13 protein-coding genes are annotated in these 14,698 nt (G+C 72.1%); 9 read left to right on the forward strand and 4 right to left on the reverse strand.

Annotated elements, in window-relative coordinates:
- Positions 1-41: 41 nt before the first annotated feature.
- Complete coding sequence (locus tag WAB15_RS25580) at positions 42-851, reverse strand: hypothetical protein (RefSeq protein WP_407287687.1); 810 nt, start codon at positions 849-851, stop codon at positions 42-44.
- 236 nt (positions 852-1,087) lie between these two features.
- On the opposite strand from WAB15_RS25580, the gene WAB15_RS25585 reads away from it, so the two are divergent.
- The 7 genes from WAB15_RS25585 to WAB15_RS25615 all read left to right on the forward strand — a co-directional run bounded on the left by WAB15_RS25585 (position 1,088) and on the right by WAB15_RS25615 (position 9,842).
- Positions 1,088-2,596 carry an aldehyde dehydrogenase family protein gene (locus tag WAB15_RS25585; protein WP_399148284.1) on the forward strand — a complete coding sequence of 503 codons (1,509 nt, stop codon included), beginning with the start codon at positions 1,088-1,090 and terminating at the stop codon, positions 2,594-2,596.
- A 60-nt stretch (positions 2,597-2,656) separates the two neighbouring features.
- Entirely contained in the window at positions 2,657-4,198 is a 1,542-nt protein-coding gene (locus tag WAB15_RS25590) for a GMC family oxidoreductase (protein WP_399148285.1), read from the forward strand.
- Positions 4,198-5,319, forward strand: coding sequence for a glycine betaine/L-proline ABC transporter ATP-binding protein (locus WAB15_RS25595; protein ID WP_407287688.1), 1,122 nt, complete (start codon positions 4,198-4,200; stop codon positions 5,317-5,319). Before WAB15_RS25590 ends, WAB15_RS25595 begins: the two co-directional genes overlap by 1 nt.
- Positions 5,319-5,489 carry a hypothetical protein gene (locus WAB15_RS25600; RefSeq protein WP_393497257.1) on the forward strand — a complete coding sequence of 57 codons (171 nt, stop codon included), beginning with the start codon at positions 5,319-5,321 and terminating at the stop codon, positions 5,487-5,489. Before WAB15_RS25595 ends, WAB15_RS25600 begins: the two co-directional genes overlap by 1 nt.
- Complete coding sequence (locus WAB15_RS25605) at positions 5,486-7,486, forward strand: ABC transporter permease (protein ID WP_407287689.1); 2,001 nt, start codon at positions 5,486-5,488, stop codon at positions 7,484-7,486. The genes WAB15_RS25600 and WAB15_RS25605 overlap by 4 nt, the downstream gene beginning before the upstream one ends.
- A 2-nt stretch (positions 7,487-7,488) precedes the next feature.
- Entirely contained in the window at positions 7,489-8,481 is a 993-nt protein-coding gene (locus WAB15_RS25610; RefSeq protein WP_407287690.1) for an ABC transporter substrate-binding protein, read from the forward strand.
- Positions 8,482-8,672: 191 nt separating this feature from the next.
- A complete protein-coding gene (locus tag WAB15_RS25615; RefSeq protein ID WP_399148289.1) occupies positions 8,673-9,842 on the forward strand; it encodes a trypsin-like serine peptidase in 1,170 nt (389 codons plus the stop codon).
- Here the strand turns inward: WAB15_RS25615 and WAB15_RS25620 are convergent.
- Positions 9,817-11,280, reverse strand: coding sequence for a PLP-dependent aminotransferase family protein (locus tag WAB15_RS25620; RefSeq protein WP_407287691.1), 1,464 nt, complete (start codon positions 11,278-11,280; stop codon positions 9,817-9,819). The genes WAB15_RS25615 and WAB15_RS25620 overlap by 26 nt on opposite strands.
- A gap of 47 nt (positions 11,281-11,327) precedes the next feature.
- Here WAB15_RS25620 and WAB15_RS25625 point away from each other — a divergent pair, with 47 nt between their 5' ends.
- Positions 11,328-11,834, forward strand: a complete 507-nt coding sequence (locus tag WAB15_RS25625; protein WP_407287692.1) for a carboxymuconolactone decarboxylase family protein — start codon at positions 11,328-11,330, stop codon at positions 11,832-11,834.
- A gap of 97 nt (positions 11,835-11,931) precedes the next feature.
- On the opposite strand, the gene WAB15_RS25630 is transcribed toward WAB15_RS25625, so the two are convergent.
- On the reverse strand, positions 11,932-12,690 hold the full coding sequence (locus tag WAB15_RS25630; protein WP_407287693.1) for an isocitrate lyase/phosphoenolpyruvate mutase family protein: 759 nt from the start codon (positions 12,688-12,690) through the stop codon (positions 11,932-11,934).
- Entirely contained in the window at positions 12,687-13,199 is a 513-nt protein-coding gene (locus tag WAB15_RS25635) for a carboxymuconolactone decarboxylase family protein (RefSeq protein ID WP_399148293.1), read from the reverse strand. Before WAB15_RS25635 ends, WAB15_RS25630 begins: the two co-directional genes overlap by 4 nt.
- A 47-nt stretch (positions 13,200-13,246) precedes the next feature.
- Here WAB15_RS25635 and WAB15_RS25640 point away from each other — a divergent pair, with 47 nt between their 5' ends.
- Positions 13,247-14,665, forward strand: a complete 1,419-nt coding sequence (locus WAB15_RS25640) for a PLP-dependent aminotransferase family protein (protein ID WP_407287694.1) — start codon at positions 13,247-13,249, stop codon at positions 14,663-14,665.
- Positions 14,666-14,698 lie beyond the last annotated feature (33 nt).

The raw sequence follows: 14,698 nt of genomic DNA on the forward strand, positions 1-14,698 counted from the left end.
TATGAACGGTTACGGGGTGTAGCGGCATATGCCGCCGCAGGTCATGCGTCGGCGTTGTTCGGGCCCTGGAGCATGTCCTCGAACACCGCGATGTCGACGGTATCGCCCGGGGCGGGGGTCTTGGCGGGGACCGGGCGGTCGTAGTTGCTCAGCAGGATCGTGCCCGTCTCGTGGTCGATCTCGGTGGTGAGCTTGAGGGGGTAGGGCTTGCCCTTGACGGCGACGTAGAGGGTCTGGACGGCTCCGTCGAACTTTCTGATGACGGGCAGGACGCGGGTGCCCTCGTGGACGGTCGGGCGGCCCTTGGTGAGGGTGGAGGTGACCGAGGGCGACGGGGTGTTCGTGGGCGGCTCGTCGGTGCCGGCGGCGGACTTCTGGAAGGCGGTGAGGTCGCAGGCGGCGGACACGCTCTGCAGGAAGGCGTCGCGGGTGGTGCCGTGCAGGAAGGTGTCCTTGTACTTCGCGGCCGCCTCGGTGCCCTCGGCGCCGGGGAACTGGTTCTTCCAGAAGGCCGCGTCCGGCTTCATCCAGACCTGGTCGCCGCGCTTGATGATCTCGACCCGGCCGAGTGTGCCCTTGCTGATGGCGCCGGCGCAGTTGCCGCCCCGGTCCAGGCTGATGTCGAGCCTGGTGGGGCCGGCGGTGGTCAGGGTGCGCAGTCGCAGTGATTTCGCGGCGATCAGTTGGTCGAGCGCGTCGTCGGAGATCTGCTGGGCGGTCTTGCCGGCGAGGTCGCCCTCGCCGTCGGGGCCGGGGGTCGCCGCCGCGGCTCCGGTGGCCACGGCCCCGGCGAGCAGGGCCGCGCCGCAGCCCAGGGCGGTGGCGGTGACGGTACGGCGTCTGCTGGTCATCTCGGCACCTCCGGTCCGGAGGGGGAGTACGAGGGGACGTGTCGCAGGGGCATCCTCGGGGACATACAGCTATTCAGGGTAGGTTCCTGGACATTTGGTCGCACGTTGAGTGAGTCGGCTCACTTTCCATGAATGTTTGGGCATAGGTCGGCCGCTTCCGGGGAGGGCTCCTTGTTGCTGGTGACGCCAGTGGTTGCACCAGTGGGAACAGATCGGTAACCGGAAGGCAGAACGAAGTGTCGTCAATCGAGACCATTCACGTAGACGGGGTGTGGCTGCCCGCCGCATCCGGCGCCACGCGGGAGGTCCTCGACCCCGCCGACGCGACGACGCTCCAGCTCGTGTCCGAGGGCGGCGCCGACGACGCCGACGCGGCGGTCGCGGCCGCCCGCCGTGCCTTCGCGGGCGGCGCCGGCGCCTGGCCCCGCACGGCCGTCGCCGAGCGCTCCGCGCTGCTGCGCAAGGTCGCCGACCTGCTCCAGCGCGACCGCGAGGAGATCGCGCTCATCGAGAGCCGGGACACCGGCAAGACGCTGGAGGAGGGCCGGGTCGACGTCGACGACGTCACCAACGCCTTCCGGTACTTCGCCGACGTGGTGATGAACGAGAGCGGCGGGCGGGTCGTCGACGCCGGGTCGGCGGATGTGCACAGCGTCGTCGTGCACGAGCCGGTCGGCGTCTGTGCGCTGATCACCCCATGGAACTACCCGCTGCTCCAGGCGAGTTGGAAGATCGCGCCGGCCCTCGCGGCCGGCAACACTTTTGTGATCAAGCCCAGCGAGGTCACTCCGCTGTCGACCGTGCACCTGATCAAGCTGCTGGTCGAGGCCGGGCTGCCGGCCGGTGTCGCCAACATCGTCACCGGCGCGGGCGTGCCGGTCGGCCAGCGGCTGGCCGAGCACCCGGATGTGGATCTGTTCTCCTTCACCGGCGGCCTCGCCAGCGGTACGAAGGCGGGCGCGGCGGCGGTCTCCGGCGCCAAGAAGATCGCGCTGGAGCTGGGCGGCAAGAACCCCAACGTGGTCTTCGCCGACGCCTGCGCCACCGAGGAGGGCTTCGACACCGCCGTCGACCAGGCGCTGAACGCCGCGTTCATCCACAGCGGCCAGGTCTGCTCGGCCGGTGCCCGGCTGATCATCGAGGAGTCGGTGCGCGACCGCTTCGTCGCCGAGCTCGCCCGCCGCGCCGAGCGGATCAAGCTCGGCCGCGGCACCGAGGACGGTGTGGAGTGCGGCCCGCTGGTCTCCCAGCAGCAGCTGGAGAAGGTGGCGGCCTACGTCGCCTCCGCGCTGGCCGAGGGTGCGCAGCTGCGGTGCGGCGGCTCCCGGCCCAAGCCCTCGGACGTGCGCCCGGCCACCGGCTACTTCTACGCGCCGACCGTGCTGGACGGCTGCCACCGCGAGATGAAGGTGGTCCGCGAGGAGACCTTCGGCCCGATCCTGACGGTGGAGACCTTCACCACCGAGGACGAGGCCGTCGCGCTCGCCAACGACACCGAGTACGGCCTCGCGGGCGCCGTCTTCTCCGCCGACACCGCCCGCGCCCGCCGGGTCGCCGCCCGGCTGCGGCACGGCACGGTGTGGATCAACGACTACCACCCCTACCTCCCGCAGGCGGAGTGGGGCGGCTTCGGCAAGTCCGGCATCGGTCGGGAACTGGGCCCCACGGGTCTGGACGAGTACCGCGAGAGCAAGCACATTTACGAGAACCTGCGGCCGGCGCCGGTGCGGTGGTTCGCGGGCTGACCCCCCGGCCCGAGCACGCACCCCCCGCACCACGCACTGCGCAGTAAAGGAGCACCCCTCATGCCCGTGTACGACTATGTCGTCGTCGGAGGCGGCACCGCCGGCTCCGTCATCGCCTCCCGCCTCACCGAGGACCCCGGCGTCTCCGTCGCCGTCATCGAGGGCGGCCCCTCCGACATCGACCGTGAGGACGTGCTGACGCTGCGCAAGTGGCTCGGCCTGCTCGGCGGTGAGCTGGACTACGAGTACACGACCACCGAGCAGCCGCGCGGCAACTCGCACATCCTGCACAGCCGCGCCAAGGTCCTCGGCGGCTGCTCCTCCCACAACACCCTGATCTCCTTCAAGCCGCTGCCGTCCGACTGGGACGAGTGGGAGGAGGCGGGTGCCACGGGTTGGAACGCCAAGGCGATGGACCCGTACTTCGGCAAGCTGCGCAACAACATCGTGCGGGTGGCGAAGAAGGACCAGAACCAGATCGCGACGGACTGGATCGAGGCCACCAAGACGGCGCTCGGCGTCCCGGAGGTCGTCGGCTTCAACGACAAGCCCTTCGACGAGGGCGTCGGCTTCTTCGACCTCTCCTACCACCCGGAGAACAACAAGCGGTCCTCGGCGTCCGTCGCCTACCTCCACCCGCACATGGAGGCCGGCGACCGCCCGAACCTCACGCTGATGCTGGAGACCTGGGCGCACAAGCTGGAGCTGGACGGGACGACCGCCAAGGGCGTCCACGTCCGTACCAAGGACGGCGAGGAGGTCTACGTCGAGGCCGCCCGCGAGGTGCTGGTGTGCGCCGGTGCCGTCGACACCCCGCGGCTGCTGATGCACTCCGGTATCGGCCCGAAGAAGGATCTTCAGGCGCTGGGCCTGGACTGCGTGCTCGACCTGCCGGGCGTCGGTGAGAACCTCATCGACCACCCCGAGTCGGTGATCGTCTGGGAGACGAACGGACCGATCCCGGGCAACTCCGCGATGGACTCCGACGCGGGCCTGTTCGTCAAGCGGGACCCGGAGCACAAGGGCCCCGACCTGATGTTCCACTTCTACCAGATCCCCTTCACCGACAACCCCGAGCGGCTGGGCTACGAGCGCCCCGAGCACGGGGTGTCGATGACCCCGAACATCCCCAAGTCCCGCTCCCGCGGCCGCCTCTACCTCACCTCCGCCGACCCCGAGGCCAAGCCGGCCCTGGACTTCAGGTACTTCGAGGACGAGGACGACTACGACGGCCAGACCCTCGTCGACGGCATCAAGCTGGCGCGCAAGGTCGCGCAGGCCGAGCCGTTCGCCAAGTGGCTCAAGCGCGAGGTCTTCCCCGGTCCGGACGTGACGGACGACGAGGAGATCGGCGAGCTGGTGCGCAAGGCCGCGCACACCGTCTACCACCCGGCCGGCACCTGCAAGATGGGTGCCGCCGACGACCGACTTGCCGTTGTCGACCCGCAGTTGAAGATCCGCGGGCTGGACGGCATCCGTATCGCCGATGCCTCGGTCTTCCCGACGATGCCGGCCGTGAACCCCATGCTGGGCGTGCTGATGGTGGGGGAGAAGTGCGCCGAACTGCTCCGTAAAACCCCGACCCAGGGAGGTGATGCGTGATGGCTACCACCTCCGCCGGCGCATCCGAGATACCCAACGCCCGCAAAGCCGCCGAGACCGAGAGCGACGCCCGTGAGATCGTCTTCTCCGTCCGCAACCTCTGGAAGGTCTTCGGCCCCAAGGCCGACAAGATCCCCGGCGACTCCTCCGTCGCCGGCCTGAACGCCCAGGAGCTGCGCGAGCAGACCGGCTGCACCGCCGCCGTCCGCGATGTCTCCTTCGACGTCCACAAGGGCGAGGTCTTCGTCGTGATGGGCCTGTCCGGCTCCGGCAAGTCCACCCTCGTGCGGTGCCTGACCCGGCTGATCGAGCCGACCAGCGGCAACCTCGAAATGGACGGCGAGGACGTGCGCGCCATGGACCGCGGCGCGCTGCGCGAACTGCGCCGCCGCCGCGCCGCCATGGTCTTCCAGCACTTCGGCCTGCTGCCGCACCGCTCCGTCGTCGACAACGTCGCCTACGGCCTGGAGATCCAGGGCGTCGGCAAGGCGGAGCGCCGCGTCAAGGCCGGCGAGATGGTCGACAAGGTCGGTCTGGCCGGTCTGGAGAAGCGCCGTCCGGGCCAGCTCTCCGGTGGCCAGCAGCAGCGCGTCGGCCTGGCCCGGGCGCTCGCCGTCGACCCCGAGGTGCTGCTGTTCGACGAGCCGTTCAGCGCGCTCGACCCGCTCATCCGCCGCGACATGCAGGAGGAGGTCGTCCGCCTGCACCGCGAGGAGGGCCGGACGATGGTCTTCATCACCCACGACCTCGCCGAGGCGCTGCGGGTCGGCGACCGGATCGCCCTGATGCGCGACGGCGAGATCGTCCAGCTCGGCACCCCCGAGGAGATCGTCGGCTCCCCGGCCGACGACTACGTCCGCGACTTCGTCCGCGACGTCCCGCGCGAGCAGGTGCTGACCGTCCGCCGCGCGATGCGTCCGGTCGAGGACGGCGAGAGCGACCAGGGTCCGGCGCTCAGCCCCGACACCCTGATCTCCGACGCCATCGAGGCGGTCGCCCGCTCCGGCGGCGCCGCCCGCGTCGTCGACGACGGCCGCTGCCTGGGCATCGTCGACCACGCCTGCCTGCTCAACGTGGTCGCCCGGATCGACCACCCGCAGCACGGCGAGGTGGCTGCCTGATGTACGCCGCGACCCCCCACGGCGGCGCCCTGCGCGCCGTCGGCTCCAGAGCTCCCGCGGCCTCGCCGCGGTCCCGTATGCGCGCCGCACTGCTGCGCCAGTGGCGGGAGGCGCAGCGCGCCGCCGCCATGAACGTGCCGGTGGGCACCGTCAAGCGGGGGCGCGCATGAGCAGCGCCGCCCCCACCCCGGTTTCTCCGCGCGGCACCCTGGGCGTCGACACCCCCAAGGGCCCGGCCCAGGTCCTGCTGCACCGTCGTGGCGTGGCCAAGCTGCTGCTGCTCGCCGTCGCCGCGGCCGTCCTCGTCCCGCTGCTGGCCGCCAAGTACGGCGCCGCCTGGCCGTCGTCGCTGACCGTCGACGTCTCCGGCCCGCTCGGCAAGACCAGCGACTGGATCATCGACAACCGCGACAGCCACTGGCTGTTCGTCTACTTCCTCGGCCACCTCTCCAACGGCGTGGTCATCTCCGTACGCGCCGTCTACCTGCTGCTGCTCGCGCTGGGCTGGACCGGTGTGACGGCCGGCGTGACGCTGATCGCCTGGCGGGTGGCCGGTGTCCGCATCGCCGCCGTCGCGCTGCTGTCCTTCCTGGTCAGCGGCTTGCTGGGGATGTGGGTCCCGACCATGCAGACGCTGGCGCTGATGGTCGTGGCGGTCGCCGCCTCGGTCGTCGTCGGCGCCCTGCTGGGCCTGGCCGCGGGCCTGTCCGACCGGCTCTTCAAGATCCTGCGCCCGGTCCTGGACACCATGCAGGTCCTCCCGGCCTTCGCCTACCTGCTGCCCGTCGTGCTGGTCTTCGGCATCGGCGTACCGGCCGCGCTGCTGGCCACTGTCATCTATGCGGCGCCGCCGATGGCCCGTCTGACCGCGCTCGGTCTGCGCGGCGCGGACCCCGGCGTGCTGGAGGCCGTCTCCTCGCTCGGCGCCACCGGACGGCAGCGGCTGCTGACCGCCCGCCTGCCGCTGGCCCGCAAGGAACTCCTCCTCGGCGTCAACCAGACGATCATGATGGCGCTGTCCATGGTCGTGATCGCCTCGATGATCGGCGCCGCCGGTCTCGGTGACCGCGTCTACCAGGCCCTCGCCTCGGTCGACGTCGGCGCCGCGCTCGCCGCCGCGATCCCGATCGTGCTGCTGGCCATCGTCATGGACCGCACCACCGCCGCGGCCGGCGAGCGGATCGGCGCGGCCGGCGCCGCCGTCGGCCCGCAGTGGCTGCGCGGCTGGCGGGCCTGGGCCGGGGTGGCCGCGGTCACCGCCGCGCTCGCCGTCCTCGGCCGGCTGTCCGGTTCGCTGGTCTGGCCCGACGCCTGGTCGGTGAACATCGCCGCCCCCGTCAACGACTTCAAGGAGTGGATGGTCGACCACCTCTACTCCGGAGTCCCCGTCGTCGGTGGCACCGCCGACTGGGCCGCGCACTTCACCAACTGGGTGCTCAACCCGCTGCGGGACGGCCTGACCGCGCTGCCCTGGTACGGCACGCTGCTCCTCGTCGCCGCGCTGGCCTGGCTCATCGGCACCTGGCGCACCGCCCTGACCGCCGTCCTGGCGATGGCCGCGATCGGCGTGCTGGGCGTGTGGAAGCCGTCCATGAACACCCTCTCCCAGGTCCTCGCCGCTCTGGTGGTGACCCTGGTGCTGGGCTTCGGCGTCGGCATCCTCGCCGCGGGCAGCAAGCGCTTCGAGGCGTTCCTGCGCCCGGTGCTGGACGTCATGCAGACCATGCCGCAGTTCGTGTACCTGATCCCCGTGGTGGCGCTGTTCGCCGTGGGTCGCGCCCCGGCCGCCGCGGCGGCGGTGGTCTACGCGCTGCCGGCCGTCGTCCGCATCACCACCCAGGGTCTGCGTCAGGTGGACCCCGCGGCCGTGGAGTCCGCCCGCTCGCTGGGCGCCACCCGCTGGCAGGTGCTGCGCCAGGTCCAGCTTCCGCTGGCCCGGCCGGCGCTGCTGTTGGCCGTCAACCAGGGCGTGGTGCTCGTGCTCGCTGTCGTCATCATCGGCGGCCTGGTCGGCGGCGGTGCCCTCGGGTACGACGTCGTCACCGGGCTGGCCACCGGAGACCTGGGCCTCGGCCTGGTCGCGGGTGTGGCGATCGTGTGCCTGGGCCTGATGCTCGACCGGGTCACCCAGCCCACGGAACGCCGTACGACGGGGAAGGGAGCCTGATCATGTCCCGTAAGCGCACCACGATCATCGGGACGGCCGCGCTGGCCGCCACGGCGGTCCTCTCGCTGTCCCTGTCGGCCTGCGGCAAGGCCGATATGACCAAGCAGTCCTCGCCGTTCGCCGCGGCCGAGGGCTCCAAGTCCGTCACGCTGTCCGTGCAGACCTGGGTCGGCGCCCAGTCCAATGTCGCGGTCGCCAAGTACCTGCTCGAACACGAGCTGGGCTACCACGTCGACACCGTCCAGGTGGACGAGATCCCCGCCTGGGACGCTCTGAGCCAGGGCCGGGTCGACGCGATCCTGGAGGACTGGGGCCACCCCGACCAGGAGCAGCGCTACGTCAAGGACAAGAAGACGATCACGGCGGGCGGCGGCAACGGCGTCACCGGCCACATCGGCTGGTACGTCCCCAAGTACTGGGCCGACGCGCACCCCGAGGTCACCGACTGGAAGAACCTCAACAAGTTCGCCGACCAGCTGCGCACCTCGGAGAGCGGCGACAAGGGCCAGCTGATGGACGGTTCACCGTCCTACGTCACCAACGACAAGGCGCTGGTGAAGAACCTGGACCTGAACTACGAGGTGGTCTTCGCCGGCTCCGAGGCGGCGCAGATCACCCAGATCCAGCAGTTCGCCAAGGAGAAGAAGCCGTTCCTGACGTACTGGTACGAGCCGCAGTGGCTCTTCAACCAGGTGCCGATGGTGGAGGTCGAACTCCCCAAGTACACCGACGCCTGCGCGGAGAAGGGCACCAAGGACCCGCAGTCCATCGACTGCGCGTACCCCACCACCCCGCTCCAGAAGTACTTCAACACCGACTTCGCCAAGAGCGGCACCAGTGCCGCGGCGTTCTTGAAGAACTTCAAGTGGACCAAGGACGCCCAGAACGAGGTGTCCGAGTCGATCGCCTCAAAGGGCCTGTCGGCCGATGAGGCGGCCAAGCGCTGGGTGCACAAGCACCCGGACGTCTGGAAGTCCTGGCTGCCGAAGAAGTAGCCGGTACTGGCTCACGCCCGCGCGGGCGGTCGCACGGTGTGCGGCCGCCCGCGCCCGTGTTCGGGCCCGGCGACCCGGCCGCCCGCCGGCCGCGGCGTGGCGGCATAGTAGAGCCCAGTCCGACGCGGGACATGAACACATCACGGCGCGGCGCACCTTCGGCGCCGCCACGTATCAGGGGGACTCGCTCCATGCCATCCATCCGCCGCTCCACCGCCGCGGCCGCCGCACTGGCCGCGCTGCTCGCGGTCACCGCCACCGCCTGCGGACCTGCCGACGACAAGGCCGCCGCACCGGGCAGTTCGGCCGCCGCCGATAACAAGGAGCAGGGCGACGGTGGCCTCAAGCTTCCCAAGGGCATGCCGACCAGCATCGACGACCTGAAGAAGTGGCAGGACGGCGGTTGGCGGAACTGGGACGAGTGGGCCCGCAAGGCACAGGACTTCGCCAACCCGATCATCAAGGACCACTGGAAGAACGACCGGCTGGCGAAGGCGAAGGCCGCCCCCGAGATCGGCGTCAAGGCCACCGGCGCGGGCAGCGAGTTCGGCGCCACCGACCCCGAGCCGCGGCCGGTGAGCGCCATCCAGGTCGCCCGCCCGTACCACCGGAACATGGCCCCGGTCGGGAAGATCTTCTTCGACAGCCCCAAGGGCCCGATGGTCTGCTCCGGCACCGTCGTTCAGGACCCGGCACACCCGGGCAAATCCAACCTCGTGTGGACCGCCGGCCACTGCGTGCACTCCGGCAAGCGCGGCGGCTGGATGCGCAACATCGTCTTCGTGCCGTCGTACAACGACTACGGCGTGCCGATGAGCCGGGTCGGCAGCTCGCCCGCGCAGCAGGCCACGCCGTACGGCCGCTTCTGGGCGGACTGGATCACCACCTCCGGTGAGTGGATCAACATGGGCAGCGAGGAGAGCGGCAACGGCGGCTCCGCGTACGACTTCGCGGTGCTGCACGTCAAGCCGGAGAACGGCGGCGGCAAGTCCCTCCAGGAGACCGTGGGCGCCGCCATCCCGGTCTGGTTCAACGCCCCGTCCGCCGAGGGCATCAACTTCGTGCGGGCCGTCGGCTACCCGGCGGCGCCGCCGTATGACGGCGCGCGGATGATGGCCTGCCAGGGCCGCCCGGGGCGCCTCGTCATGGAGCAGGGCACGCCGGCCATGGACCGCATCGGCTGCACCATGACCGGCGGTACGTCGGGCGGCGGCTGGTTCGCGGAACGCGGCGGCAAGCTGACCCTGGTGTCCAACAGCTCCATCAGCTCCAACGCCCACACCTGGCTGGCCGGCCCGCACCTGGGACCGGAGGCCCAGCGGGTCTTCGACGGCATCAGCCGGAAGTTCGCGAACCAGTAGCGGCCGCCGTCCGCGGTCCCGGCGGCAGCGCCCGGCACAGCGCCTGAAGCGCGCCGGGGAAGGCGCTGTCGGCCGGGGTCGCATAGCCGACGACCAGGCCGTGGCGGGGCGGCATCGTGGCGGCCGGGTGGCGGTAGTCGGACAGCACGTCCAGGGCCAGGCCCTGGAAGCGGGCGGCGCGCAGCGCGGCGCGCTCGTCGGCCTCGGTGGAGCCGGCGGGCAGTTGGAGCACGGCGTGCAGACCGGCGGCGATACCGGTGACGCCGAGGTGCGGGGCCTGCCCGGTCACCGCGTCGACGAGCCGGTCGCGGCGCCGGCGGTAGCGCTGGCGCATCCGGCGGATGTGCCGGTCGTAGGCGCCGTGGGTGAGCAGCTCCGCGAGGGTCAGCTGATCGGTGACGCCCGCCCAGGCCTCGCGTTCCCCCTTGGCCGCGAGGACGGCGTCGACCAGGCGGCCGGGGAGCACCATCCAGCCCACCCGCACCGCCGGTGACAGGCTCTTGCTGACCGAGCCGATGTGGATGACGCGTTCCGGGTCCAGCCCCTGTAGGGCGCCGACCGGCTTGCGGTCGTAGCGGAACTCGCCGTCGTAGTCGTCCTCCAGGACGTAACCCCCGGTCGCGCGCGCCCAGTTGACGGCGGCGGCCCGGCGGTCGGGGTGCAGCGGCACGCCCGTGGGGAACTGGTGCGCGGGGGTCAGCAGGACCGCGCCCACGTCGTCCAGGGCGCCCAACCGCTCGGTGTCGGCGCCGTGTTCGTCGAGCGGCAGGGGGCGGGTGTCCACCCCCGCCGCCGTCAGAAGCTGCCGGTGGAAGGGCAGGCCGTAGGACTCCACGGCCAGGGGACCGGGGAGCACGGCGGGGAAGAGCAGCCGCAGGGCGTGCGCGAATCCGGAGCAGATGACGATGCGCTCGGGGTCGGTGCGCACACCGCGGGTGCGGGCCAGATAGTCGGTCAGCGCACGGCGCAGCTCCAGGCGGCCACGGGGATCGCCGGGCCCGAAGGCGTCGTGGGGGGCGGCGGTCAGCGCGCGGCGGGCGGCCGCCAGCCAGGCGGTACGGGGGAAGGACGCGGCGTCCGGCTGCCCCTGGAGGAGGTTGTGCACGGGACGGGCCACCGGGGCGCGCCGGGCCGGGGCGCGGGTGGGCGTCAGCGGTTCGGCGCGCTCGGCGACCCTGGTGCCGGAGCCCTGGCGGGCGCTGAGCCAGCCCTCGGCCACCAGCTCGGCGTAGGCGTCGGCGACGGTGTTGCGGGCGATGCCGAGGTCGGCGGCGAGCGAGCGGTAGGGCGGCAGCCGGGTACCGGGGGCCAGCCGCCCGGACCGTACGGCCTCGCGCAGCGCGCGCAGGAGAGCGGCGCGCCGCCCGCCCGGTCCGCTCAGCTCCAGATGCAGATCGGCACCCAGGCTCTCGGCTGGATTGACCCATGATTCCGGCATGGAAATGCACCCTACAGTCGGTCGCCGACGCCCATAGATTTCCAGGCATGACGAACGACACGCAGCACACGCAGACCGGCAACGACCTCGACGACGCGGCGCCCCGCACCCCCCGGGTGGACTTCGCCAAGGCCGCCCCCAAGGCCTTCAAGGCCCTCATCGGCTTCGACGCCGCCGCCCGCGAGGGCCTGGACCACTCCCTGGTCGAGCTGGTCCAGATCCGCTCCTCGCAGCTCAACAAGTGCGCGTACTGCCTGCACATGCACACCACCGACGCCCGCAAGGCCGGCGAGAGCGAGGAGCGGCTGCACATGGTCGCCGTCTGGCAGGAGGCGGCGCACTTCTTCACCGCGAAGGAGCGGGCGGCGCTGGCCCTCACCGAGGCGGTGACGCTTCTCGCCCAGGGCGGCGTACCGGACGAGGTCTACGAGCGGGCCGCCCGGCACTTCGAGGCCGACGAACTGGCCCGGCTGCTCGCCCTGATCTTCACGATCAACACCTGGAACCGGATCGCCATCAGCACGGGGAAGGTGCCGGGGACGGACGAGCGGTGAGGTGTGGGGGCGGGGCGGGGCGGGGAACGGAGCGGACGGGCGACGAGGTGCCCCGGCCCTGGTGCCCGCGCCCCGGCCACTCCTCGGCAACGGCGCCTCAGCCGCGCTGTTCCTGCGCCCCCTGCTCCTGCGTCCCCAGCTCCTCCCGCAGCCCCTGCGCGATGCCCGCCAGCGCGGCCATGGCCCGGTGCTGGAGCCCCGGGCCGAAGGTGACCCGGGCCGCGCCCAGGTCGCCCAGTGCGCGGGGGCCGGGGCCGTCCGGCAGCACCACGGCGTTGACGGGAAGGCCGATGGCGCCGGCCAGGTAGGCCAGTTGCTCGGGCGGTGCGGTGATCGGGTAGACGCAGTCGGCGCCCGCCGCGGCGTACATCCGGCCGCGGCGCACCGCCTCCGCCGGGTCCGCCACGCCGCGCAGATAGGTGTCGATCCGGGCGTTGATCACCAGATCCCCGCCCGCCTCGGCGCGCACGCGGGCCAGCCACTCCGCCTGCTCCTGCGCATCCCGCAGCGCGCCGGTGGCGTGGTCGGTGTCCTCCAGGTTGCAGCCGACCGCCCCGGCCTCCGCGAGCCGGCCCACCAACTCCTTGGCGGACAGCCCGTATCCGGCCTCCACATCCGCCGAGACCGGGATGTCGACGGCCCGGACGATGCGGGCGATGGCGGCGAACATCTCGTCGGGCGGCGTCCGGCCGTCCTCGTAACCGAGCGAGGCCGCCACACCCGCGCTCGGCGTGGCCAGCGCCGGGAACCCGGCGTCCGCGAAGACCTTGGCGCTGGCCGCGTCCCAGGGCCCGGGCAGCACCAGCGGCAGGCCGGGACCGTGATGCAGGGCGCGCAGCGCCGCGGCCGCCGTCATGCCTGCCCCGGGGCCATACGGGTGGACACACCGAAGCGGTTCCAGGCGTTGATGGCGGTGATCATGGCGATCAGCTGGGCCAGCTCGGCCTCCTCGAAGTGGTCGGCCGCGCGCTCGTAGACGGCGTCCGGCACGAAGCCGTCGGTCAGGACGGTGATCGCCTCGGTGAGGGCGAGGGCGGCCTGCTCCTTGGGGGAGTAGAAGCCGACGGCCTCCTCCCAGGCGTTGAGGAGATGGATGCGCTGCTCGGTCTCGCCGGCCTTGCGGGCGTCCGTGCTGTGCATATCGATGCAGAACGCGCAGTGGTTGAGCTGCGACGCACGGATCTCGACCAGGGCGACCAGCGCCGGATCGAGGCCCTTCTTCGCCGCCGCGTCCAGCGCGATCATGGCCTTGTAGACATCGGGCGCGAGCTTGGCCCAGCGCAGCCGGGGGCCGTGCCGGTGCCCCGTCCCGGAGGGGTTCGTCGCTGCGGTGTTCGTGGTCGTCGTACTCGTCGTTGTCGTCATGACTGCGACGCTACGACCGTAATGGCGCAACTGTATGGTCCACTTCCATGGAGAGTTCCTGGGCCACTTTCGGCCGTGATCTGCACCTGGACCTCACCGGCTCCGGCGGGCTGCGGGCCGCGCTGCTGCGGGCGCTGCGGGAGGCGGTACGGTCCGGGCGGCTGGTCCCGGGCACCCGGCTGCCGTCCTCCCGTTCGCTCGCCGCCGACCTCGGCATCGCCCGCAACACCGTCGCCGACGCCTACGCCGAGCTGGTGGCCGAGGGCTGGCTCAGCGCCCGCCAGGGCTCCGGCACCAGGGTCGCCGAGCGGGTGCTGCCGCGCACCAGTCCCGCCGCCCGGCGCGCCCCCGGCCCGCCCGGACCCGCCGGCCCACCGCGCTTCGACCTCACCCCGGGCACCCCCGACGTCGCCGCCTTCCCCCGTACCGCCTGGCTGGCGGCCGCCCGCCGGGCGCTGACCGCGGCGCCCAGCGAGGCGTTCGGATACGGCAGCCCGGCCGGCCGCCCTGAACTGCGCACCGTCCTCGCCGACTATCTGGCCCGCGCCCGCGGTGTGCGCACCGACCCCGAGCGCATCGTCGTCTGCACCGGCTTCATGCAGGCACTGGCCCTGCTCGGCCGCGCGCTGGGCGAGGGGGCGGGGCGGCTGGCCGTAGAGTCCTACGGCCTGGACTTCCACCGCGAGGTCATCGCCCGCGCCGGGCTGCGCATCGTCCCGCTCGCCGTCGACGAACACGGCGCCCGGACCGCGGAGTTGACCGCCCACGACGATCTGCGGGCGGTCCTGCTCACCCCTGCCCACCAGTTCCCCACGGGCGTGCCGCTGCACCCCGACCGCCGGGCCGCCGCCGTCAACTGGGCGCGCGCGACCGGGGGTTACGTCCTGGAGGACGACTACGACGGCGAGTTCCGCTACGACCGCCAGCCCGTCGGCGCGCTCCAGGGGCTCGACCCCGACCACGTCGTCTACCTGGGCACCGCCAGCAAGAGCCTGGCCCCCGCGCTGCGGCTCGCCTGGATGGTGCTGCCGGACCGCCTCGTCGACCCCGTACTCGCCCTCAAGAGCGCCGGCGAATGGTCCTCCGGCACGCTGGAGCAGCTCACCCTCGCCGAGTTCGTCTCCTCGGGCGCCTACGACCGGCATCTGCGCGGTATGCGGCTGCGCTACCGGCACCGCCGCGACCAGCTGGTCGCGGCCCTGGCCGAGCGCGCGCCGCACGTCCACGTCTCCGGTATCGCGGCCGGCCTGCACGCCGTACTCGAACTCCCGCCCGGCACCGAGCAGTCGATCATCCAGGCCGCCCGCTGGCAGGGCCTCGCCCTGGACGGCCTGACCCGCTTCCGTGCCCCCGCCACCCCCACGCCCCCACGCGACGCCCTGGTCGTCGCCTACGGCACCCCACCCGACCACTCTTTCGCGGGCGCCCTGGACGCGCTGGTCAGGGCGCTGCCACCGGGGGAGTAGTCCGTGATGGTCTGGCTGGTGGGCCGTGCCGCG

The sequence above is a fragment of the Streptomyces sirii genome, from assembly GCF_045690365.1.
Taxonomy (GTDB): Bacteria; Actinomycetota; Actinomycetes; order Streptomycetales; family Streptomycetaceae; genus Streptomyces; species Streptomyces sirii.